17 protein-coding genes are annotated in these 22,746 nt (G+C 72.4%); 7 read left to right on the top strand and 10 right to left on the bottom strand.

Features of this window, described 5'->3' with window-relative positions; genetic code table 11:
• Nucleotides 1-262: 262 nt before the first annotated feature.
• The gene (locus AMK19_RS36570; RefSeq protein WP_198953374.1) at nucleotides 263-598 is read left to right on the top strand and encodes a hypothetical protein; all 336 of its coding nucleotides are present in this window, start codon (nucleotides 263-265) and stop codon (nucleotides 596-598) included.
• Nucleotides 599-773: 175 nt separating this feature from the next.
• Here the strand turns inward: AMK19_RS36570 and AMK19_RS38120 are convergent, their stop codons facing one another.
• Nucleotides 774-1,241, bottom strand: coding sequence for a chaplin (locus AMK19_RS38120; protein WP_073813412.1), 468 nt, complete (start codon nucleotides 1,239-1,241; stop codon nucleotides 774-776).
• 393 nt (nucleotides 1,242-1,634) lie between these two features.
• On the opposite strand from AMK19_RS38120, the gene AMK19_RS36580 reads away from it, so the two are divergent.
• Nucleotides 1,635-2,117 carry a hypothetical protein gene (locus AMK19_RS36580; protein WP_073813415.1) on the top strand — a complete coding sequence of 161 codons (483 nt, stop codon included), beginning with the start codon at nucleotides 1,635-1,637 and terminating at the stop codon, nucleotides 2,115-2,117.
• A gap of 7 nt (nucleotides 2,118-2,124) precedes the next feature.
• Here AMK19_RS36580 and AMK19_RS19625 read toward each other — a convergent pair whose 3' ends face one another.
• The 4 genes from AMK19_RS19625 to AMK19_RS19640 form a co-directional block, all read right to left on the bottom strand.
• Nucleotides 2,125-2,457, bottom strand: a complete 333-nt coding sequence (locus tag AMK19_RS19625) for a YnfA family protein (protein ID WP_073813418.1) — start codon at nucleotides 2,455-2,457, stop codon at nucleotides 2,125-2,127.
• Between the two features lie 68 nt (nucleotides 2,458-2,525).
• Complete coding sequence (locus AMK19_RS19630; protein WP_073813422.1) at nucleotides 2,526-4,148, bottom strand: purple acid phosphatase family protein; 1,623 nt, start codon at nucleotides 4,146-4,148, stop codon at nucleotides 2,526-2,528.
• 165 nt (nucleotides 4,149-4,313) lie between these two features.
• The gene (locus AMK19_RS19635; protein ID WP_073813426.1) at nucleotides 4,314-5,093 is read right to left on the bottom strand and encodes an aminotransferase class IV; all 780 of its coding nucleotides are present in this window, start codon (nucleotides 5,091-5,093) and stop codon (nucleotides 4,314-4,316) included.
• The gene (locus tag AMK19_RS19640) at nucleotides 5,090-5,455 is read right to left on the bottom strand and encodes a (2Fe-2S) ferredoxin domain-containing protein (protein WP_338015804.1); all 366 of its coding nucleotides are present in this window, start codon (nucleotides 5,453-5,455) and stop codon (nucleotides 5,090-5,092) included. The genes AMK19_RS19635 and AMK19_RS19640 overlap by 4 nt, the downstream gene beginning before the upstream one ends.
• Before the next feature lie 110 nt (nucleotides 5,456-5,565).
• Here AMK19_RS19640 and AMK19_RS19645 point away from each other — a divergent pair, with 110 nt between their 5' ends.
• Both AMK19_RS19645 and AMK19_RS19650 read left to right on the top strand, forming a co-directional pair.
• Nucleotides 5,566-6,324 (top strand): hypothetical protein, encoded by a 759-nt coding sequence (locus AMK19_RS19645; RefSeq protein ID WP_073813430.1) that lies wholly within the window; start codon nucleotides 5,566-5,568, stop codon nucleotides 6,322-6,324.
• A gap of 54 nt (nucleotides 6,325-6,378) precedes the next feature.
• A complete protein-coding gene (locus AMK19_RS19650) occupies nucleotides 6,379-6,879 on the top strand; it encodes a DinB family protein (protein ID WP_073813434.1) in 501 nt (166 codons plus the stop codon).
• A 26-nt stretch (nucleotides 6,880-6,905) separates the two neighbouring features.
• On the opposite strand, the gene AMK19_RS19655 is transcribed toward AMK19_RS19650, so the two are convergent.
• The 3 genes from AMK19_RS19655 to AMK19_RS19665 form a co-directional block, all read right to left on the bottom strand.
• Nucleotides 6,906-8,564 carry an FAD-binding dehydrogenase gene (locus AMK19_RS19655; RefSeq protein WP_073813437.1) on the bottom strand — a complete coding sequence of 553 codons (1,659 nt, stop codon included), beginning with the start codon at nucleotides 8,562-8,564 and terminating at the stop codon, nucleotides 6,906-6,908.
• A 127-nt stretch (nucleotides 8,565-8,691) separates the two neighbouring features.
• The gene (locus AMK19_RS19660; RefSeq protein ID WP_443135025.1) at nucleotides 8,692-11,133 is read right to left on the bottom strand and encodes an endonuclease/exonuclease/phosphatase family protein; all 2,442 of its coding nucleotides are present in this window, start codon (nucleotides 11,131-11,133) and stop codon (nucleotides 8,692-8,694) included.
• A 343-nt stretch (nucleotides 11,134-11,476) separates the two neighbouring features.
• Nucleotides 11,477-12,568: a HoxN/HupN/NixA family nickel/cobalt transporter gene (locus tag AMK19_RS19665; protein ID WP_073813441.1), complete on the bottom strand. Its 1,092-nt coding sequence runs from the start codon at nucleotides 12,566-12,568 to the stop codon at nucleotides 11,477-11,479.
• Nucleotides 12,569-12,881: 313 nt separating this feature from the next.
• On the opposite strand from AMK19_RS19665, the gene AMK19_RS38455 reads away from it, so the two are divergent.
• Entirely contained in the window at nucleotides 12,882-15,188 is a 2,307-nt protein-coding gene (locus AMK19_RS38455; RefSeq protein ID WP_073813449.1) for a glycosyl hydrolase family 18 protein, read from the top strand.
• Here the strand turns inward: AMK19_RS38455 and AMK19_RS19675 are convergent.
• Nucleotides 15,170-17,059 (bottom strand): HEAT repeat domain-containing protein, encoded by a 1,890-nt coding sequence (locus tag AMK19_RS19675; RefSeq protein ID WP_143200297.1) that lies wholly within the window; start codon nucleotides 17,057-17,059, stop codon nucleotides 15,170-15,172. The two genes, AMK19_RS38455 and AMK19_RS19675, sit on opposite strands and share 19 nt — an antisense overlap.
• Nucleotides 17,060-17,079: 20 nt before the next feature.
• Nucleotides 17,080-18,906: a HEAT repeat domain-containing protein gene (locus AMK19_RS19680; protein WP_073813457.1), complete on the bottom strand. Its 1,827-nt coding sequence runs from the start codon at nucleotides 18,904-18,906 to the stop codon at nucleotides 17,080-17,082.
• A gap of 131 nt (nucleotides 18,907-19,037) precedes the next feature.
• Between AMK19_RS19680 and AMK19_RS19685 the strand changes: the two genes are divergently transcribed.
• Both AMK19_RS19685 and AMK19_RS19690 read left to right on the top strand, forming a co-directional pair.
• A complete protein-coding gene (locus AMK19_RS19685; protein ID WP_073813459.1) occupies nucleotides 19,038-20,171 on the top strand; it encodes an alpha/beta hydrolase in 1,134 nt (377 codons plus the stop codon).
• Between the two features lie 136 nt (nucleotides 20,172-20,307).
• Entirely contained in the window at nucleotides 20,308-22,674 is a 2,367-nt protein-coding gene (locus tag AMK19_RS19690) for an ArnT family glycosyltransferase (RefSeq protein WP_073813461.1), read from the top strand.
• Nucleotides 22,675-22,746 lie beyond the last annotated feature (72 nt).

The raw sequence follows: 22,746 nt of genomic DNA on the forward strand, positions 1-22,746 counted from the left end.
CGGACCTCCGCCACCGCGGCGTCCTGCGGCGGGCCGGCGCCGCGCTGCGCGCTCGGCACGCGCTCACCTGCCGCGATCGCTTCTGTCCGAAGACGGGCGAACCCGACACGAAGCTGCCCATTTCCGCCCGGAATTGTCGTCCGGCTGCACGTCCGTGAACGGTTGCCGATCAGTAACAGGTCCGTCCCGCGAACTCCACGGCTCGCACACACTCGGGAAGATGACGTTCCGCCCCACCGAACGCCCAGCGGGATGAGCCGCGTTGTCCCTCCGCCTGCGCCACGCCTCTGTCGTCGGCATGCTGCTGGCCGGCGGCCTCCTCGCCACCGCCTGCGGGTCCACCGCCCCCGCCCCCTCCGCGCCCACCTCGCCGCCGGCCGTCATCGGGGGCAACGTGCCGTACGCCCCGCCACCCAGCCCGACCCCGACGGCCTCGCCCAGCACCTCGCCGAGCGCATCCCCCAGCCACTCGCCCGCACCGTCCCCGAGCCCGACACCGACCGCCACGACCCCGCAGCCGGAGCCGAAGGCCAGCCAGACCTGCCGCAAGACCGGGGGCAAGAGCACGTCCACCCGGTGCAGGACGAGGACCGACTGACGCCCGACCAGCCCATCGCCCGACCCGCCCGACCCGCCCGCCGCAGCTGTCACTGCACGCGACGCAGTCACCCGACGGCGGGGACGATCCGCCAGGACCGTCCCCGCCGCCTCCACACCACTACGCCGCACTCCAAGCCATTGACCAGCAGGAACGAAGCAGTGCGGCTGGAGTGCTAGCTGTTCCCGCCGCTGCCGCTGCCGCCGCCACCATTGTTCCCGCTGCCGCCGCCACCGTTGTTCCCGCCGCCGTTGTTCCCGCCGCCGCCGTTGCCACCCCCGTTGTTGCCACCCCCGTTGTTGCCGCCGCCGCCGTTGTTCCCGCCCCCGTTGTTGCCGCCGCCGCCGTTGCCGCCGCCGCCCGGGTTGAGCAGGCCGACGATGTCGATGGTGTTGCCGCAGACGTTGGCCTGGACGTTGACGGGGATCTGGATCTGGTTGCCGGACAGCACGCCCGGCGATCCCGCGACGATGCCATTGGCGACCGCGTCACCCGAGTTGATGCACAGCGTGCCCGCGGGCGAGGCGAGGGCGGACGCGGCGAGGGCGGAACCGTGTCCATGGGCGGTGGCGGAGCCTGTGGGGAGGACGACAAGCGCGGCAGTGAGGCCGGCAGCTGCGAGGTACTTCCTGGTGTTGGTCATGCGGAAGAACTATCCGATCATCCCCCTCGGCACGATGAAGCACGGCTGCATCGTCGCCCTGTCGGAGGTGTCTCCCGTCACCGACGGAGGAATCACAACTGATCGGAGCGAGCCGTGGACGCCTCGGGTCCCCGGCGCGCCGGACAGCCCACCCCGTCACTACCGGCCGTTGGCAGACGCGGTGAAACACGGCCCAGGAGACCCGGCCCATGAACTGACAAGGCGACATCCCACCTGGACCGGCACCGGCCAGCTTCGGCGCAGCACCCTCAAGGCTGCTGCGCCGCGACCGGATTGCCGATCGATAACGAACCCATCACTCGAACTCCACGACTCGCGCACACTCGGAAGGATGGCGTCCCGTCCCGCCAACCCCCTCCGAGATGAGCCGTGTTGTCCCTCTCCCTCCGCCTGCGCCGGGCCTCTGCCGCCGGCGCGCTGCTGGCCGCCGCACTGTTCACCACCGCCTGCGAGCCCACCGACGCCGGGCCGGCCGCGCCCTCCGCGTCGGCTGCCGTCTCCAGCAGTGCACCGTCCCCCAGCGACTCCCCCACGCCGAGCCCGAGCCCGACCCCGAGCCCGAGTCCGAGCCCGACGCCGTCGCCCTCGCCGTCGGCCGAAACGCCGAGCCCGACGCCGACCACCGAGGCGCCCGCCACCAAGGCCCCGCAGCCGACGCCGCGGACCACCACCGCCAAGCCGGCGACGGAGCCCACCCAGGACACGGCGGGCTGCCACCCGCGGTCGAACGCGGGGAACTGCTACAAGGCGGGCCAGTTCTGCCGGGCCTCGGACCACGGGGTGGAGGGCACCGACGCCTCGGGGCGGACCATCCGGTGCGAGGACAAGAACGGCTGGCGGTGGGTCGCGGGCTGAGGCCCGCTCAGCGGCGCGGGCCGTACATGATCACGCCGACGCCGGCCAGGCAGATCAGCGCGCCCAGCACGTCCCAGCGGGTGGGCCGGAAGCCGTCCACGACGACGCCCCACAGCAGTGAGCCCGCCACGAAGACGCCGCCGTACGCGGCCAGCACCCGGCCGAAGTTCGCGTCCGGTTGGAGGGCCGCGGTGAAGCCGTACAGGCCGAGCGCGAGGACGCCGAGGCCGGCCAGCCACCACGGCCGGGACTCGCGGACGGACTGCCAGACCAGCCAGCAGCCGCCGATCTCCAACAGTGCGGCAACGACGAACAGGACGATCGAACGGGCGGTACTCACCGAGCCACCCTAGACGGCGGCGCCCCCGGACCCGACAGCACCGGGCCCGGGGGCGTCGCACGGGGGCGTCAGTGGCCGTGCTCGCTGCGGCCCGCGCGGCGGGTGATCGAGTAGTGGTCGATCTGCGTGCCGTCCTCGGCCAGCGCGGTGACCTTCATGGTGCTGGTCGCGCCGCGGTGCGCCGGGGTGACGTCCACCTTGATGAAGGAGTAGCCGGTGTAGCGGACCCGCGACCAGTGCACGGTCTCCGCGACCTTCACGCTGCCCTTGTCGAAGTGGTAGGTGACCACCTCGTCCTGGTGCTTCTCGTGGCCCTCGTAGGTGTCGGGCGCGTCGAAGGAGTAGAGGCTGCGACCGGCCGCACCGGCGGTCACGTACACCACGCCGTCCTTGGTCGGGTCGATGCTCGCACCGCTCGGCACGGCCTTGCTGACCTTGTTGCCGAGGATCGCGTCGGTGCGCTCGTACACGTGGTTGTGGCCGTTGATGACCAGGTCCACCCGGTACTTCTCGAACAGCGGCACCCAGGCGTCGCGGACGCCGCCGTCGGAGGCGTGCTGGTGGGTGGTGGAGAACGCGCAGTGGTGGAAGAAGACGACCACGAAGTCGATCGCCTCGTCCGCGCGCAGCTCGCGCAGCTTGCGCTCCAGCCACTGGGTCTGACGGCCCGCGGTGATGCCCAGGTTGGCCGGGATCTCGTAGGACACGTCGTTGGCGTCCAGCGAGATGACGCCGACGTTGCCGTAGCTGAAGGAGTAGACGCCGGGCGCCTTGCGCGGGTCCGGGCCGTTGGTCGGCAGGGTGAAGCGGGCGTCGTCGCCGCCGTACCCGTTGTGCGAGTACCAGGCCTCCATGTCGTGGTTGCCGTAGGCGACCATCCACGGGACCTTCGCCGCCACCGTCTCGGTCTGCGCCAGGAACGCGTCCCAGGTCAGCGCGTTGAACGCGACCTTGTCGCTGTCCAGACCCTGGCCCATCGGGTCGGCGTAGCAGATGTCGCCGGCGTGCAGGTGGAACACCGGCTTCTGGGCCAGGATGACGTGGTCGTTGCCGGCCGCGTGCGAGGAGACGCCCTGGTCGCCGAAGGCGGTGAAGGTGAACGGCTCGAACGGGCGGTTGTGCCGGCCGTTGCGGGACGGCGCGGTGGTGAAGGTCTGCAGGGTGGAGATCGCCTGCTGCGAGGCCGGGTCGAAGCCGTCGTGGCCGACGCCGTAGTAGTAGGTGGTGCCGGGCTGCAGGTGGTTCAGCTCCACGTGCAGGTAGTACTGGTCGACCGGGGTGCCGGTCGGGGTCAGCGCGGGGGTGTGCAGCGCCCGGACCTCGGCCTCGATCTTGTGGCTGAGCTCCCACGGGTGGCGGCCGAAGCGCAGGAACGGCTTCTTCACCGGCGCCGGCACCTGCCAGGACACCCGCATCTGGGTGTCGGCCTCGGCGCCGAACTGGAGGTGGCGGCCGACCGGGGAGACCAGCGAACCGGACACCGCGTCCGTCGCGCTGCCCTGCTTCACGGCCGGGTCGGCGAACGCCGTGCCGGAGCCCAGCGCCCCGCCGACGGCCAGCGCGCCGACCGTCACCGCGCTGGAGCGCAGCAGGGTCCGGCGGGAGAGCTTGCTGCGCAGGTACTCGTGCTGCTCCGCCATGTTCATCCGGGCAGCGAGCTGGGCGGGCACGCCCATGTTGGGGATATCCATGCGCGGGAGACTGCCAGTGACCGATGGCCGCCACCCGGATGCTCGGTGAACGAGCGTCATCGCCTCGGTCTGGCCGAGCACATGATCAGACCATGTGTTGGTAAAGAGGCCGACGCGGACCGGCCGACGGCCCGATCATGACGTGCCGTCGGCCGTCGCCGCTGGTCACAGCGGGTCGCCCGGCACCTCCAGGTACGCCGCCCGCAGCCGCGCCAGCCCGGCCGCCTCGACCGCCCGGACGTCGAACTCCCGGCCGTCCACGGCCGCGACCGTCCGCACGCCGGTCGTCGCGTTGGTCGCGAACACCGCGTCCACGCCGTCCAGTTCGGGGCCCACCCGCCGGTCGACGCCGCCGACCGCCGCGCGCAGCAGCGCCATCGCCGTGCCCGGCAGGTACCCGCCGCGCGGCCACACCGCTTCGCCGCCGCACAGGAACCCGACGTTCCAGGTCGCGCCCTCGGTCAGGCCGCCGTCCCGGTCCACGAACAGCGCGTCGTCGAACCCGGCCCGCTGCGCCAGCCGCCGCTGCCGCAGCACCCCGAACAGCGCGACGCTCTTCACCTGCGGCACCTCGCGCTCGAACCGCACCGTCCGCACCCGCAACGGCCCCGGCACGCCGCTCCCCGCCGGACGGGCCGTCACCAGCACCCGCGGGCTCGCCGTGCCGCCGACGCCGCCCAGGTCGATCGCCGGGTCGAACAGCGTCACCCGCAGCACCGCCGCGCCGCGCGCCGGCGCCTGCCGCCGGGCCAGCTCCCGCACCCGCTCCCGGTCCGGCCGCACCCCGAACACCGCCTCGCCGTCCCGCTCCAACCGCTCCAGGTGCAGCCCCAGGCCGCGCACCCGGCCGTCCTCCACCAGCATCGTGGTGAAGTGCCCGTAGTTCGTCAGCGCCAGCGCCTGCAACTCCGCGGCCGTCACCGGCCGCCCGTCCAACTCCGTCACGACCGCGCGCCCTTCCGCAGATCGAACTCCTGCAACTCCAGCGTCGCCGGCGCCTCGGCCACCCCCGGGCCGCCGGCCCGCACCCACTCCGCTATCTCCGTCACCATGTCCTCGCCCAGCACCCACCCCAGCCAGACCGGCCGCGCCCCGTTCTCCCGGCCCCGCGGCGACGGGTTGACCACCACCACGTTCGAGTGACCGCACGCGTCCAGGCACTCCGACACCCGCACCCGCCCGGCGTCGCCCACCGCCGCCCGCAACCGCGCCACCTGCTCCCCGTGGTCCACCCCCGGATGCTTCGCCGCCGACCCGCAGCAGCACCCCCGACACACCGTCACCATCGCCGTCCCGCGCTCGTCCACGCCCCCATTCTGACGTGCCCGGGCACCCCCTCGTCCGACCCGGATGCCGGACCGCCGCAGGAGCCGGTAGCCTCGCGCGGCAAAGGTGCTGTGACGGGTGGGAGTGAGCGGTGGCCGGGCAGGTTGTGTTCAGGGACGCGATGGGGCGGGAGCTGACCGAGGAGGATCTGGCCGGGGTGACCGGCCGGGTGAGCTGGGAGTCGGCGGGCGGCGGGGACGTGCCGGAGCGGGCGCGGGAGCTGCACCGGCGGGGGCGGGAGGCCGGGGAGCGGGGCGAGTACGAGGAGGCGCTGGCGCTGCTGGAGCAGGCGCAGGACCTGGCGCCGAAGTGGCCGCACCCCTCGTACGACGCCGCGTTCACGGTGCTGCTGCAGGGGGACGCCGCGCGGGCCGAGGAGTTGTACGCGGGGGTCGACCGGCTCGCGCCGCGCGGGTTCTTCACCTGCAAGACGACGTTGGACCTGCTGCGCCGTGAGCTCCGCGGCGAGCTGTTCGACGGCTTCAGCCGGGCCTTCGTGCAGCTGGAGTGGGTGGAGGATCCGGCGCAGAAGCGCGGGCTGCTGCTGGGCATCGCCGAGCGCTACCCCGAACTCCCGCAGGTCTGGAAGGAGTTGGCCCCGTTGCTGGCCGACCCGGACGAGCAGGCGGAGGCCGTGGAACGCGGTCTGGCCGCCGGGCCGGATCCGGAGACGCTGGGCCTGCTGCTGATCAACAAGGCGCTGCTGCTCCAGCACAGCGACCTGCGCGCGGCGGTCGGCATCCTCGGTTCGCTGGCGCTCGACCCGGACTCCACGCTCGGCGCCGAGACCATGGCCAAGATCGTGCTGGCCCAACTGGCGGGCCACCCCCGGCCGTCCGCCGCGCCGTAGGGCCTGTCCTAAATCGCGGTGCGCCGCACGCGGGGCACCGGATAGGTTCGCAGGATGACTTCGACCGAGACCCAGCGCCGCCCCGTGCCCTACGACGACAGCGGCGAACTCGACACCGCCCTGGCCTTCCTGACGTTCGCGCGCGAGTGCGTGGTGAAGAAGACCGAGGGCCTGACGGAGGAGGAGCTGCGCCGCGTCCTGGTCGGCACGGGGACCAACCTGCTGGGCCTGGTGCAGCACCTGACGGCGGCCGAGCGGTACTGGTTCGGGTACCACGTGGCGGGCCAGGAGGCGTACCAGAACGTCGACTTCGACATGGCCGTCCCGGTGGACGTCACCGCCGAGCAGGTGCTGGACGCCTACCGGGAGGCGATCGCCGCCGCCGACCGGACGATCCGGGAGTCCGCCGACCTGTCCCGCCCGGTGGCCGTGCCCGTCACCGACGGGCCGAAGTCGGTGCGCTGGGTGATGGCCCACATGACGAGCGAGACCGCCCGGCACGCCGGTCACGCCGACGTCCTGCGCGAGCAGATCGACGGCGCGACCGGCCGGTAGCGGAGATCGCCTCGCCGGAGAACTGATCAGGCGGTGGCGGCGGCCGCGGCCCGGCCCGCCGTCCGCCCGGTGAAGAGGCACCCGCCCAGGAAGGTGCCCTCCAGCGAGCGGTAGCCGTGGATGCCGCCGCCGCCGAACCCGGCCGCCTCGCCGGCCGCGTAGAGGCCGTCCAGCACCGTGCCGTCGGGTCGCAGCGCGCGGGAGTCGAGGTCGGTGTGCAGGCCGCCGAGCGACTTGCGGGTGAGGATGTGCAGCCGGACGGCGATCAGCGGTCCGGCCGCCGGGTCGAGCAGCCGGTGCGGGGCGGCGGTGCGGATCAGCTTGTCGCCGAGGTAGCGCCGGGCCCCGTGGATCGCGGTGACCTGGAGGTCCTTGGCGAACGGGTTGGCGATCTCCCGGTCCCGGGCCTCGATCTCGCGGCGCAGCGCGTCGGCGTCGATCGCGGGCGCGGAGCCCTGTCGTTCGTTCATGCCGCGGACGAGTTCCGCCACGGTGGAGGCGATCACGAAGTCCGCGCCGTGCTGCTTGAACGCCTCGACCGGCCCGGACGCCCCGGGCAGTGCCCGCCCGAGCACGCCGCGGATCGAACGTCCCGTGAGGTCGGGGTTCTGTTCGGAGCCGGAGAGTGCGAACTCCTTCTCGATGATCTTCTGGGTGAGCACGAACCAGGTGTGCTGGTGCCCGGTGCGCATGATGTGGTCGAGGGTGCCGAGGGTGTCGAAGCCGGGGAACAGCGGGACGGGCAGCCGGGCGCCGGTGGCGTCGAGCCAGAGCGAGGACGGGCCGGGCAGGATGCGGATTCCGTGCTTCACCCAGATCGGGTTCCAGTTCTCGATGCCCTCGGTGTAGTGCCACATCCGGTCGCCGTTGACGAGTCCGGCGCCGGCGGCGGAGGCGACGTCCAGCATCAGGCCGTCGACGTGCGCGGGGACGCCGGAGAGCATCCGCTCGGGCGGGGTGCCGAGCCGGGCGGGCCAGGCGGCGCGGACCTTGTCGTGGTTGCCGCCGATGCCGCCGGAGGCGACGATCACGGCCTGGGCGCGGAGTTCGAAGTGCCCGGCGACCTCGCGGGAGCTGGCTTCGCCGCGCTGGACGGCGGACGGCGCGAGGATCTCGCCGGTGACGGTGTCGAGCGATCCGCCGCTCGCGGCGAGGCCGGTGACGCGGTGCCGGAAGCGCAGGGTGACCCGTCCGGCCTTCACGGCGTCGCGGACCCGGCGGGCGAACGGTGCGACCAGGCCGGGCCCGGTGCCCCAGGTGATGTGGAAGCGCGGGACGGAGTTGCCGGGCCCGCTGGCCAGCAGTCCGCCGCGTTCGGCCCAGCCGACCACCGGGAACAGCCGCACGCCCATCGCGCGCAGCCAGGCCCGCTTCTCGCCGGCCGCGAAGTCGACGTACGCCTCGGCCCAGCGGCGCGCCCAGGCGTCCTCGTCGCGGTCGAACCCGGCGGTGCCGAGCCAGTCCTGCCAGGCGAGTGCGTGGGAGTCCTTGATCCGCATCCGGCGCTGTTCGGGCGAGTCGACCAGGAAGAGTCCGCCGAACGACCAGTGCGCCTGGCCGCCGAGCGAGCCGGCGGGTTCCTGGTCGAGCAGGATGACGCGCCGTCCGGCGTCGGCGAGTTCGGCGGTGGCGGCCAGGCCGGCCAGTCCGGCTCCGATCACGATGACGTCGGCGTCGAGGGCCATCCGAGATCCTTCCCAAAGACAGTGATCCCCGATCCTGCGGCCGACCCCGCCGCCCGGTCAACCCGCCGGTAACAAAAGGCCCCCGCCCCACCGCGGACGCGGCAGGACGGGGGCCGGAGACGGGCCGTCAGGGCTTGACGCGGACCACCTGCGGGTCGTGGTCGGAGGCCTGCACGGCGAACTCGCTGTTGATGTGCACCACGTCGTAGCGGACGTGCTGCTGCTTGAACGCGGGGCTGACCAGGATGTGGTCGAGCACCTGCGAGTTGCCCTGGTAGACGTACGAGTAGCGCTCGCTCGCGGGCAGGTCGTTCACCAGGTCGCGGAGCACTCCGCCCTTGGTGAGGGTCTTCATCGCGGGCGAGAACTGGTAGTCGTTGAAGTCGCCGAGCGAGACGATCCGGGCGTCCGGGTCGGCGGCCTCCAGCTTGGCGATGAAGGCGTGCTCGACCTCGGCCTGCTTCTGCCGCTGCACCTCGGAGCTGCGGTTCGGGGCCTGGAAGCGGCTGTCGATGCCCTGGTCGCCGCCCTTGCTGTTGAAGTGGTTGGCGATCACGAAGACCGGCTTGTTGTGGAAGCTGAACTGGCCGACCAGCGGCTTGCGGCTGCTGGCCCAGGCCTCGTTGTTCGGGTCGATGCGGCCGGGCGAGGCGGTCAGCGAGGTGCGCTTGCCGGTGCCGGTGACGTCGACGGCGGTGGTGGAGTCGCCGCCGGCGATGTCGGTGAAGGACACCCGGTCGGGGTTGAACAGGAAGACCTGGCGGATGTTGCCGCCGGGCTGGCCGCCGTCCTTGTCGTTCACCGGGTCGATGGAGCGCCAGTCGTAGGCGGGGCCGCCCGCGGCCTTGACCGCGTCGATGAACTTCTGCACGGTGACCGAGGCGTCCACGGTGCCGTCGTCGATAGCGCCGCTGTTGTCCTGGATCTCCTCCAGGGCGACGATGTCGGGCGAGCGCAGGTTGGTGACGACGGCCTGGGCGAGCTCGGTGTACTTGGCGTCGGCGTCGCCGGGGGCGAGGTTCTCCACGTTGTAGGTGGCGATGGAGAGTTCGCTGGGCAGCGCCCGGTCGGCGACCTCGCGCTTCAGGCCGTTGTCCTGGACGGTGCCGACGGTGTTCGCGGCGATGGTGTAGCCGCCGAACTGGTTGTAGTCGAGCGGGCCGGCGGTGGAGCCGGTCAGCCTGTCGCCGACGTTGGCGACCGGGAACGGCTGCTGGGTCAGCGGCGGCAACGACTGGATCATGATCCGGCCGTTGTTCGGCTTGTCGTAGCCGAGGTAGACCACGCCGCCGCGGTTGGTCCGCGGGTCGGCCGAACCGGCGTCCACCCACAGCTCGTTGTACTTGTCGGTGGCCTGCACCACCGGCACGTCGCGGACCTCGACGTTCATGCCCTCCAGCGACTCGTACAGGTCGAGGGCGTACTTCGACGGGTCCAGCGGCAGGTTGTCGATCGAGCCGCCGGCGGCGTCCGGGGCGTACCCGGCGGGGATCTTGGCGGCGTCCAGCACCACGGGGGCGGGCACGGCGTTGTCGGAGGACAGCACGGTGACCTTGGGGCCGGTCAGCTCGGTGACGGACTGCGAGCCGCCGGAGCTGTTCGGGTAGTACTCGCTCACCTTGGCGGTGACCAGCACCGAGTCGCCGACCTTGACGGTCGGGTTGGCGGAGCCGGTGTAGACGAACACGGCCTCGCTGGTGGCCGGGTTGTTGTCCGGGTTGGGGTCCTGGATCCAGAAGCCCTTGGTGCCGTAGCCGCGCACGCCGGTGACGATGCCGGGCACGTTGGTGACGGTCTTGGTGTTCAGCGGCGATATCCGGGTGGTGCCCTGGATGTCGTGGATGCGCACGTCGCCGGGGACGGGCGGGGTGGTGCCGCCGTCGCCGCCGCCGGGGTTGCCGCCGGTGCCCGCGCCCTTGGAGTTGACCGGGGTCGGGTCGCCCGCAGTGAAGTCCTTGGCGTTGTCGTCGGTGTCGGCGAGCGAGGAACCGCGCGCGACCGAGGCGGAGTTGGACGCGCCTGCGGCCGGGCCGCTGCCCTCGCGGACCACGGCGGTGCCGAAGCCGACCAGGTCGACGATCCGCGGGTCGGCGGCGCAGTCGGCGGCGGTCTTGCAGGTCAGCGGGGCGGTGCCGTTGACCAGCGCGACGGTGCCGGAGGTGGCGGACAGCGCCAGGCTGCCGCTGGCGTCGGCCGCCGGGAGGTCCGCGGTGCCGCCGGCGCCGGGCGCCTCGGCGATCAGGTAGCGGCCGCCGGCCGGGATCGAGCCGTTCAGCGGGGTGACGCCCCACTGGGTGGTGGCGCCGGGGCTGCCGGGCAGGTACTGCACGCTGAAGCCGGACAGGCCGAAGGCGGCGCCGGTCGGGTTGCCGAGCTCGATGAAGTCGTTCTTCAGCGTCGCACCGGAGTTGCCGCCGCCGCCGTACACCTCGGCGATCACCGCACCGGTGGACGGCGCGGCGAACGCGCCCGGCAGCGGGACGAGGACCAGGGACGCGGCGACCGCGGCCGGCGCGGTGACGCGCAGCAGGGTGCGGCGGGAGCGGCGGGCGGGGGTGGGGCTGGGCACCGTTGCGGGGCTCCTTCGTGGCAGGACCATGGCCCGGTCGCCGTCAGTGGGGGCGCCGGGTGGCATCGAGGGTTCGTCAGAAGGCTGACTGCCAGGGCCGGTCCGGTCTGCCGGGCGGGCCCTTGATGGCTGATCAGGTCGATCCGGATCAGAAAGATACGCGCGTAGAAGTTGACCCGACAAGGTCCCGGACGTGAACTTCTCGCCACCTGGCCGGAACGCCCCTCCCCCGATTTCCGGATCTTCCGTCCCTGGACATGCCAAAAGGGGCACCCGCCGGGTGCCCCTTTCCGTGCTGCGACGCCTCGCGGGTCGGGACTGCTCGCGCAGGCCCGCCTCGCGGTCAGGACTGCTCGCGCAGCCCCGCCGACCACTTCTGTTCGACCTTGCCGAACTTCCAGAACGCCATCGCGGCGGCCCAGGTGACCACGAACAGGCCGACGATCACGTAGCCGACCAGGTTGAGGTCGAGCGAGCCGATCCAGCCGATCGGGCCGCTGGTGATGTCCAGCTTCTCGGCCAGCAGGCCGACCAGCTCGATCACGCCGATCACCAGCGCCACCAGCACCGACAGGCCGGTGACGGTGAGGTTGTAGTAGATCTTGCGGACCGGCTTGGAGAACGCCCACTCGTAGGCGAAGTTCATGAACGAGCCGTCGATGGTGTCCAACAGGCTCATGCCCGCCGCGAACAGGATCGGCAGCACCAGCAGCGCGTACCAGGGCAGCGAGAACGCGGCCGCGCCGCCGGCCAGCACCAGCAGCGAGACCTCGGTGGCGGTGTCGAAGCCGAGGCCGAACAGCAGGCCCACCGGGTACATGTGCCACGGCTTGGTGACGGCCCGGGTGACGCGGCCGAGGATCCGGTTCAGGAAGCCCCGCTTGTCGAGCTGGCGCTCCAGCTCGGCCTCGTCGAAGTCGCCCTGCCGCATCCGCCGGAACACCTTCAGGATGCCGTTGAACGCGCCCAGGTTGATCAGGCCGATCAGCACCAGGAAGGTGCCGGAGACGGTGACGCCGATCAGGCCGGTCGCCTGGTGCAGCGTCGACCCGTCGGACTCCACCTGCCCGGCCAGCGAGCGGATGCCGAACGCCAGCAGCGCGCACAGGCCGAAGACGATCGAGGAGTGCCCGAGCGAGAACCAGAAGCCCACCGACAGCGGGCGCTTGCCCTGGCCCATCAGCTTGCGGGTGGTGTTGTCGATGGCGGCGATGTGGTCGGCGTCGAAGGCGTGCCGCATGCCGAGGGTGTACGCCGTCAGGCCCATGCCGGCGCCGAACACCTGGCCGCCGACGTCGTAGTGCTTCGGGGCGATCACCGCCAGCAGCATGAACCACCCGACCACGTGCAGGGCGAGGACGAACGCGGCCATTCCGGCCAGCCGGATCCACTCCTCGCGGGTGAGCCGGTCGCGCAGACGGCTGGGGGCTGGCATGGGATGTCCTTCCGGGAGGGTGGTGAGCCGCATCATCCTTCCGTCGATCCGCCCGCAATTGCAAGTCATATGCAACTGAGAGCCAGGGGCGCACACCGCCGCGACCGGCGCCGCCCCCGACCGCCCTCCGCGACGCCTTCCAATCCGACTGATCGGAAAGCTTCCTGACGGTTCGTGAGCCGAAATCCTTGACCCGGGCGATTGGTCCAGTCCAATCTAGGTGACGCGCTCACCCCAAGCGCACAGGCTCCCACCTGGGCCCGCCGGGCCGCCGCACCTACCGGACAACCCCACTGACTCCGGAGGTTCCTCCATGCTTGAACGGGCCACGCCCGCCCTCGGGTCGACCACACGCCGGGCCCCCTCCCGGCGCCGCGCCGGCGCCCTCGTGGTGGCCGCCGCCATGACCGTCGGCTCCACCGCACTCGCGCTCTCGCTCGGCAGCGCCTCGGCGGCCACCGTCAACCTGCTCGCCAACGGCGACTTCGAGACCGGCTCGCTCAGCGGCTGGACCTGCACCAGCGGCTCGGTCGTCAACACCGGTGCGCACGGCGGCACTTACGCACTGAACGGCAACGCCACCGCCGGCGACACCGGCCAGTGCCAGCAGACCGTCACCGTCCAGCCGAACACCAAGTACACCCTGGCGGGCTGGCTCAAGGGCAACTACGTCTACCTGGGCGCCACCGGCACCGGCGTCAACGCCTCCACCTGGACCCCCGGCGCGTCCAACTGGACCCAGCTCAGCACCACCTTCACCACCGGTGCGAGCACCACCTCGGTGACGGTCTTCACCCACGGCTGGTACGGCGCCGGCGCCTACCAGGCCGACGACCTCAGCCTGACCGGGCCCGACAACGGCGGCTCCCCGAGTCCGTCCACCTCCGCGAGCAGCTCCACCTCGGCCAGCCCCTCGCAGAGCGCCTCCCCCAGCCCGTCCACCTCCACCTCCTCCTCGCCCTCGCCGTCCCCGAGCTCCAGCTCCGGCAGCGGCAACGGCCCCACCGGCGACGGCAAGATCACCGTCCCGGGCGGGGTGGCGGTCGGCAAGGCCACCTCCAACGCCGTGGTGCTGAAGTGGAACGCCTCGACCGACTCCACCGACAACTACGTCGGCTACAAGGTCTGGTCGAAGGGCCAGCTGGTCGGCACCTCGATGGGCACCTCCGTCGCGATCTCCTCGCTGCTGCCGAACACCTCGTACACCTTCACCGTCCAGGCGTACGACAAGGCCGGCCACGCCTCCCAGCAGTCGAACGCGGTGACCGTCTCCACCACCGCCGCGCCCGCCACTGCCAAGCCGTACAAGTCCGCCTACTTCGACCAGTGGTCGGTGTACGACGCCGCCTACTACCCGAAGAACGTCGACACCTCCGGCGCGGCCGGCAAGCTCGACGTCATCTCCTACGCGTTCGAGAACATCCACCCGACCAACCTCAACTGCTTCGAGGCCGTCAAGGCCTCCGACGCCAGCCACGAGGACAACCCGAACGCGGGCGACGGCGCGGCCGACGCCTACGCCGACTACCAGATGGACTACAGCGGCGCCATCTCGGTCGACGGCACCGCCGACGACTGGCAGCAGCCGCTGAAGGGCAACTTCAACCAGCTGCGCCAGCTCAAGGCGAAGAACCCCAACCTGCGGGTCACCCTGTCGCTCGGCGGCTGGACCTACTCCAAGTACTTCTCCGACGCGGCGGCCACCGACGCCTCGCGCAAGAAGCTGGTCTCCTCCTGCATCGACATGTTCCTCAAGGGCAACCTGCCGACCGGCGTCGCCGGTGACGCCTCCGGCGGCGCGGCCAGCGCCGCGGGCATCTTCGACGGCATCGACATCGACTGGGAGTACCCGGGCTCGGCCGGCGGCCACACCGGCAACCACTACTCCGCGGCCGACAAGCAGAACTTCACCGCGCTGCTCGCCGAGTTCCGCAGCCAGCTCGACGCCTACGGCGCCGGCGTCGGCAAGAAGTTCCTGCTCACCGCGGCCCTGCCGTCCGGCCAGGACAAGATCCAGTACATCGAGACCGACAAGATCGGCGCGTACCTGGACTACGCCGACGTCATGACCTACGACATGCACGGCTCCTGGGACGCCACCGGCCCGACCAACCTCCAGGACCCGCTGCACGACAGCCCCGCCGACCCCACCACGCCTATCACCCCCGGCACCGCCAAGTACAACGTGGACACCACGCTCGCGGCCTACACCACCGGCCTCCCCGAGTACGGCATCACCGGTGGCTTCCCCGCCAACAAGATCATCCTCGGCATCCCGTTCTACTTCCGCGGCTGGACGGGCGTGACCGCCGGCAACAACTACGGCCTCTACCAGAAGGCCACCGGCGCCACCCCCGCCAAGCCCGGCAGCCAGGAAGCCGGCCTCGCCAGCTGGCGCGAACTCACCCTGACCGCCCAGAACACCCACTGGGACCCGATCACCGAGTCCACCTGGGTCTACGACGGCACCAACTTCTGGACCGGCGACGACCCCAAGGCCATCCAGGCCCGCGCGGCCTACGCCAAGTCCAAGGGCCTCGGCGGCATGTTCGCCTTCGCCCTGGAGAACGACGACAACAACAACACCCTGCTGAACACCATCTACAACAGCCTCGGTTGACCGCCTGTCACATAATGTACTGACGGCCCGCCGCATCTTCCCCATGGGTGCGGCGGGCCGTCGCCATTCCCAGCCCACCGGTCGAGCAACAGCCGGGCGTCCTCCCGCAGTCGGCCGTCGGACTCGTCGCGCAGGACCCGGCGCTCCGAGACCGCCCACTGCGCCACCACCTCCCGCGCCCCGGGCGTTAACGGCTCACCGATCCGCCGCAGCATCGCCACCGCGAACGCGCCGACCGGCAGCGGAACGAGCAGCTCGGCCAACACGGGGACGGTCCGCCCGGTGTCGCCGGTGATCCGCCACAGCGCCTCCGCAGCGTGTGCCCGATGCCACTCGTACGCGTCCGCGAGGCGGCCCTCCACCAGCGGCACCAGCGGCAGCCCGAGCGGTCCGAGCAGAGCCGCATCCTCCAGGCACCAGCCGTCGCCGGCGAGCCGGTCGGCAAGCAGCCGCAGCGTGGGCCCCGGGTCCGCGCCGAGCCGGGCGGCAGCAACGGCGGCGACGGGCGCGAGGCCCCGGTCTTCCCCGGCCGCCAACTCGCCGAGCACACCGAGCAGTTCCGGGTCTTCGAGCCCCGTACCACCGAGCATCCGTGCCAACTTCTCGTCCGGCCGTGCCCGCAGCAGTGCGAGCAGCTCGGGCAACAGCGGCGCCGCGTCCTGCGGCGTGAGTGCGTCGAGCACCCGGGCCGCTTCGATGTGCACCTCACCGCAGCCGCCGGTGCATCGGCGCGGCGTCAGTGCCCGGCGCCGCAGATCGAGGTCGGCGGTGCGGGCGGCCAGCGCGTCGAGCGCGCCCGGGTGGGGCGTGGGAACGGCGGCGAGCAACCGGCGGTCGCCGGCCCGGCCGAGCACGAGTTGGGCCGCCCGGGAGACCTGCGGCTCGGGGTCGGCAACGAACGGCAGCACCGCCGTGCCGACCGGGGCGGGGTCGGGGCAGTCCGCGACCCACCGGGCCAGCGCCTCCAGAACGTACGAGCGCCCATGCGGCTCGCGCTGGTGCGGCAGCGCGGCGACCAACAGGGCGACCGCCTCGGCCTCCCGGTCCCGCCAGGTGTGGGCCAGCCGCTCGGCCAGCCAGGAGCCGTGCCCGTCGCGGTCGCGAGCCGCGGTCCAGGCCGCCGCGACCGCCCGGGTGGCTCCGGCGTCCCGACCCAGCACGTCCCACACCCTGCCGCTGCCGCTGCCGCTGCCGCTGCCGCTGCCGCTGCCGCTGCCGCAGGCGAACGCCGGGTCCGCGCCGGCCGTGGCCAGGACGTGCACCAGCCGTTCCGGGTACGGGAGTTCCGCCTTCGCCAGCAGGCCGAGCGCGGCGGTGGCCCGGACGGCCGGCTCGGGGTCGTCCAGCGCCGCACGCAACCGTCCGACCGGGTCGGCGTCGAGAAGGCTCAGCGCCGTCAACGCCGCGGCTCGCACCCGAGCAGACGGGTCGTCCTGGTGGCACTCCGTCAGCACTTCCAGTGCGAGCGGCAGCGCGTCCCCGCTCGCCCACCGTGCCACCTCTACCGCCCGGTGGCGCACCTCGGGCTCCTCGTCCCGCAACAGGTGCAGCAGGCCGGGCAGTTCGGCGCCGACCCGGACCGCTCCCTCTTCCGCGCGGTCGGCCGTGCTCGCCAGGAATCTCAGCATCTCGTCGCGCCAGTGGGTGGCGTGCACGATCGCGTGAGCCAGATACGGAACGGCGGCGACACTCACCGGGTACAGCAGGCGCCGGCCCAGCACCTGGCAGAACAGTTCCTCCAGTGCCTCGCCGACCACCGCCGCGTCCTCGTCGTACAACGCCCGGATCACGTCCGAGACATCGGTGACGTCCCCGTACGGATACTCCAGCAACGGCCAGTCGACCAGGTGCAGTTCCTCAGGTGTCCTCACGAACGCCGGACCCTACCGCGTCAGCCCTGCCCGGCGAGCAGCAGCCGGGCCTCCTCGCGGAGTGTGGTGTCCGGATGTCCGATCCAGCTGTATGCGTCCAGCACCCGGCGTTCCGCGCCCGCCCACTCCGCGACCGTCGCCCGGACATCCGGCGGGAGCGGCGCGCCGGTCTGTCGCAGGGTCTTCAGCACGGACGGGTCCGTTCGGCCGTCCCGGACGAGGGCGGTGAGCGTCGTCACGACTCCGGCCGGGTCGCCGGTGATCTGCCACAGCGCCATGGCCGCGTAGCCGCGCCGCTCGGGGCTGCCGTCGGTCAGGTGGCACTCCACCGAGGGGGCCAGTGGCGCCCCGAGCGGTCCGAGCAGGGCTGTCTCCGCCAGGGAGCCGCCGTCGTGTTCCAGCCGCTCGGCGAGCAGGCGAAGCGCGGGTGCGGGGTCGGCGCCCAGCCGGGCAGCGGCGACGGCGGCGGCGCACGCCAGGGCCTGGTCGTCCGATCTCGTCAACTCGACCAGCAGGTCGGTCAGTTCGGGGAGGGCGAGACCAGTCCCGCCGAGCGCGCGCGCCAGGTCCGGACTCGGGGATTCACGCAGCAGGGCAGTCAGTTCCGGCAGCAGCCCGGCGGCGGCCTCCGGCGTAAGCGACTCGATCACCTCCGCTGCCCTGCTGTGCAGGTGGTGGCCGTATCTGCACGGCTGGGGGCGCAAGGCCCGGCGGTGGATCTCGGGGTCGTCGGTGCGGGCGGCCAGCGCGGCCAGCGCGTCGCCGGCAGGTTCGGCGACGGCCGTGAGCAGCCGGGAGTCGCCGACCCGTCCCAGCACCAGCTGTGCACTCGTGGCCACCCAGCTGTCGGGGTGGGTGACGTGCGGCAGCACGGCCTCGGCGACCGTATCGGGATCTGCGTGGTAACCGGCCCAGCGCTCGATGGAGTTGATCACCTGCTGGAGTACGTACGGGTCTCGCTGCTGCGGCACGGCGGCCGTGAGCAGCGTGACGGCCTCGACCTCCCATCCGCGCCACCGCATGACGAGCTCCACGGCCCGGCGGCTGCCGCGCCCCTCGTGGTCGCCAGCCGCGATCCAGGCGGCGGCCACCGCCCGGACGGTCTCGGCGTCCTGCTCCCGCAGCAGCGACGCCACCCGCTCCTCGGTGCTGCCGACGCCGTGGAAGAACTCGTGGGCCGATACGGCGAAGTCGGGGTCCCCGCCGTCCGCCAACAGCACGGCCACCAGCTCGGCCGGCCAAGGGGCCCCGGCGCTCTCCAGCAGGCCGAGCGCAGCAGTGGCCCGGACGGCGGGCGCGGGGTCGGCGAGTGCAGCACGCAACCGCTCGTCCCGGCGGGGGGCGAGGCGGCTGAGCACCTCCAACGCCTCGGCCCGCACCCGGTCCGACGGATCGTCGCGATGGCAGGCGGCCACCGCGTCCAGGACGAGCGGCAGACTGTCCCCGGCCGCCCAGCGCGCCACTCGCACGGTCTGCCGGCGCACCTCGGGGTCCTCGTCCCGTACAAGGTGCAGCAGGCCGGGCAGCTCGTCGGCGACCCGAATGCCCTCCATCACCTCGTCCTCGAAGAACTGCCCGTAGTCGTCGCGCCCGGCATTGGCCAGGAACACCAGCATGGTGCGGCGGTGGTGAACGGCGTGCAGGGCGGCGTGCGCCAGGTACGGCACTGCCATCACGCTCGCCGGGTACACCGATCCCTGGTGCAGGAGACGGTGGAACAGCTCGCCCAGTGCCTCGCCGACCACCGCCGCGTCCTCGTCGTACAGCGCGCGGATCAGATCGGCGACGTCCGCCCCGTGGCCCAGGGACGCCCAGTCGACCAGGTGCAGTTCATCAGGTGTTCTCACGGGACCGGAGGCTAGCCGTGGGCTCCGACAGGGCAAGGGAGTTGGCATGCCCTTGGGCGGGGCTTGGCAAACCCGGGAGGCGGCTGGGAGGCGGCTGTGAGGTTGATGAAGCCGTACCTTACGATCATCGGGTGCCGAGCCTGACCGGAGTCCCGATCCAGATCATCGCCAGCCTGCTGGCCGTCGCCGCCTTCGCGGCCACCCTGTGGCTGTGGCCCCGGCTGGGTGGGCGGAGCTGGCGGGCCTGGCTGGGGCGGCTGGGGGCGTTCTTCGGGACGCAGATCGCGGTGCTGGCCGCGATGGGCCTGGTCGCGAACTCGTACTTCGGCTTCTACTCGACGTGGAGCGACCTGCTCGGCCTGGACGGCAGCCCCGGCACCGTGGTGGACCACCAGCCGGGCGGCAAGGCGGTCTCGGTGACCGGCGAGCAGAAGATGTACTCCTCGCAGGGTTCCGCGCAGGACCGTTCCGGCATGATCCAGAAGGTCGAGATCCACGGCGAGCACTCCGGCCTGACCGGCACCCCCGCGTACGTGTACCTGCCGCCGCAGTACTTCCAGCCGGCCTACGCGGGCACCAAGTTCCCGATGCTGCTCGCGCTGTCCGGCTACCCGGGCACGCCGGAGAAGCTGATCTCGCTGCTCCAGTACCCGGCGTCGACGCTCAAGGCGATCGAGGCCAAGGAGATGCCGCCGACGGTGCTGGTGATGATGCGGCCCACCCTGGTCGCCAACCGCGACACCGAGTGCATGGACGTCCCGAACGGCCCGCAGGCGGAGACCTTCTTCACCGAGGACCTGCCGAAGGCGATGTCCACCGCCTACCGGATCGACGACCGGCCCGAGGCGCGGGCGGTGATCGGCGACTCCACCGGCGGCTACTGCGCCGTCAAGTTCGCGGTGCGCAAGCCCGACTCGTACCGCGCGGCGATCGCCCTGTCCGGCTACTACGAGGTCCACAACGACCCGACCACCGGCGACCTGTTCGGCGGCAGCGCCGACGTCAAGCAGGACAACGACCTGCTGTGGCGGCTCCGGAACAAGCCCGCGCCGCCGGTCTCGCTACTGCTGGCCACCAGCCGCAACGAGGAGAACTACCCCGCGACGCAGCAGATGATCGGCGCGTTCAAGGCCCCGACCCAGGTGTCCACCATCACCCTCGACACCGGCGGCCACAACTTCCACACCTGGACCCGCGAGATCCCCCCGGCCCTCACCTGGCTCGGCGGCCGGCTCCCCCAGCCGCAGCCGGTACCCGCCAGCTGACCACCCGTCGGCCTCCCGTCGGCCTCCGGTCTACCACCCGCCGACCACCCGTCCGGAACGGGATGCCGCAGAGAACACAGCACCCTCATAGTCGGGTCTCATCGAGTTCTCAGGCTCGCCACCCAGCGTGTCTCCCATGACCACGTCCAGTTCCGTTCCTCCGACCAGCGAGCCGTGGCCCGACGCCGCGAACCACCCGCCGCCGGCGGTCCCGGCCGATGCCGCTGCCGTTGCCGCCGACGCCGACGCGTCCGGCCCGACCGTCTGGCCGGCCACGCCGCCCGCCGACGCCGGGCACGAGCGGCCCGCTGAGACGCTGTTCCCGCCCGTCGCGCTGCCGCCCGTCGGCCCCAAGGGTCCGGCGACCTGGGCCGCCCGACTGCGCACCCTGCCCGGACGGGCCTGGCGCGGGCGCGAGGACGACCCGCGGTGGGTGCGGCCGGCGTTCCTGGGGCTGCTGCTGGCCACCGCTGTCCTGTACTTCTGGAACCTGACCGCCTCCGGCTGGGCCAACGCGTTCTACACGGCGGCCGTACAGGCCGGCAGCGTCAGCTGGAAGGCGATGTTCTTCGGGTCCTCGGACGCGGCGAACTTCATCACCGTCGACAAGCCGCCGCTGTCGCTGTGGCCGATGGCGCTCTCCGCCCGCATCTTCGGGCTGAGCTCGTTCAGCGTGCTCGCCCCGCAGGTGCTGATGGGCGTCGGCACGGTCGCCGCCGTGTACGCCACGGTGCGACGCCGGTTCTCCGCGCTCGGCGGCCTGGTCGCGGGCGCGGCGCTGGCGCTGACCCCGGTCGCGGCGCTGATGTTCCGCTTCAACAACCCGGACGCGCTGCTGGTGCTGCTGCTGACGCTGGCCGCGTACGGCACCGTCCGGGCCACCGAGACGGCATCCACCCGCTGGCTGGTGTTCGTGGGCGCGATGTTCGGCCTGGCGTTCCTCACCAAGACCCTGCAGGCGTTCCTGGTGCTGCCCGCGTTCGCCCTGGTGTACCTGTTCACCGCGCCCACCGGCTGGGGCCGCCGCTGGCTGCAACTGCTGTACGGCGCCCTGGCGATGGTGGTCGCCGGCGGCTGGTGGGTGGCGATCGTCGAGCTGATGCCGGCCTCCGCCCGCCCGTACATCGGCGGCTCGCAGGACAACTCCTTCCTCTCCCTCACCTTCGGCTACAACGGCTTCGGCCGGATCACCGGCAACGAGACCGGCAGCGTCGGCGGCGGCGGAAACCGGATGGGCGGCGGAGGCGGTGGCGGCAGCATGTGGGGCTCCACCGGCCCGACCCGGCTGTTCGACGGCGACATCGGCGGCCAGATCGCCTGGCTGATGCCCGCCGCGCTGATCCTCATGGTGTTCGGCCTGTGGGCGACCCGCCGCTACGCCCGCACCGACTCGGCCCGGATCGCGTTCCTGGTCTGGGGCGGCTGGCTGGTGTGCACCGCGCTGACCTTCAGCTTCATGTCCGGCATCTTCCACCAGTACTACACGGTGGCCCTCGTCCCGGCGGTCGCCGCCCTGGTCGGCATGGGCGTGGACGGCCTGTGGCGGGTCCGCCACCGGCTGCCGTACGCGGCGGTGCTCGCCGTCACGATCGCCGTCACCTCCTGGTGGGCGTACCAACTGCTGGGCCGCAGCGCCGAGTTCGTGCCGTGGCTGCGCTGGGCCGTGCTGGTCGGCGGGCTGCTCGCCGCCGTCGCCCTGCTCGCCGCGGGACGGCTCACCGGACCCACCGGCGGCCGGGTCGCCACCGTAGCCGGCCTCACCGCGCTGGCGGCGGGACTGGCCGGGCCGACCGCGTACGCCCTCGACACCGTCTCCACCGGCCACAGCGGCTCCATCGTCACCGCCGGACCGGCCGTCAAGGGCGGCGGCTTCGGCCCCGGCGGCGGTCGCGGCGGCAAGATGCGCGGCACCTTCCCGGGCTTCCCGGGCGGCCAGGGCGGGAACGGCGGCCAGGGCGGGAACGGCAACGCCCCCGCTTTCCCGGGCGGCGGCCAGAACGGCGGCACCGGCAACGGCTTCCCGGGCACCGGCTTTCCCGGCACCGGCACCGGCACCGCCACCGGCGAGGACGGCCGCACCGGCCGCGGCGGCATGGGCGGTGCCTTCGGCGGCGGCATGGGCGGCCTACTGGAGGGCGCGAAGGTCTCCTCCGAGGTCGCGGACCTGCTGAAGCAGGACGCCGACAAGTACACCTGGGTCGCCGCCGCGGTCGGCTCGCAGAACCAGGCGAGCTACCAACTCGCGAGCGGCGAACCGGTGATGGCGCTCGGCGGCTTCAACGGCAGCGACCCCTCGCTCTCCCTCGACGGCTTCAAGCAGCTGGTCGCCGAGGGCAAGGTGCACTGGTTCATCGGCGGCGGCGGCATGGGCGGCCGCAGCATGGGCGGTTCCAGCTACTCCTCGGAGATCGCCTCCTGGGTGGAGTCCACCTACACCGCGAAGACGGTCGGCAGCACCACCCTGTACGACCTGACAGCCGCACCCAAGGCCACCACCGGCTGACCTCCGCAACGCCCGCAACACCCCACAGCGCCCGAGGCCGTTCGGCTCCCCTCCCCCCAGGGGGCTCCGAAC

The organism is Kitasatospora sp. CB01950 (assembly GCF_001905465.1).
Taxonomy (GTDB): domain Bacteria; phylum Actinomycetota; class Actinomycetes; order Streptomycetales; family Streptomycetaceae; genus Kitasatospora.

Coding starts and splice junctions, on each gene's coding strand:
- AMK19_RS19630 (WP_073813422.1), bottom strand. CDS start 4,148: ATGGATATCCCCAACATGGGCGTGCCCGCCCAGCTCGCTGCCCGGATG.
- AMK19_RS38120 (WP_073813412.1), bottom strand. CDS start 1,241: ATGACCAACACCAGGAAGTACCTCGCAGCTGCCGGCCTCACTGCCGCG.
- AMK19_RS19655 (WP_073813437.1), bottom strand. CDS start 8,564: ATGGCCCTCGACGCCGACGTCATCGTGATCGGAGCCGGACTGGCCGGC.
- AMK19_RS19665 (WP_073813441.1), bottom strand. CDS start 12,568: ATGCCAGCCCCCAGCCGTCTGCGCGACCGGCTCACCCGCGAGGAGTGG.
- AMK19_RS38455 (WP_073813449.1), top strand. CDS start 12,882: ATGCTTGAACGGGCCACGCCCGCCCTCGGGTCGACCACACGCCGGGCC.
- AMK19_RS19650 (WP_073813434.1), top strand. CDS start 6,379: ATGACTTCGACCGAGACCCAGCGCCGCCCCGTGCCCTACGACGACAGC.
- AMK19_RS19690 (WP_073813461.1), top strand. CDS start 20,308: ATGACCACGTCCAGTTCCGTTCCTCCGACCAGCGAGCCGTGGCCCGAC.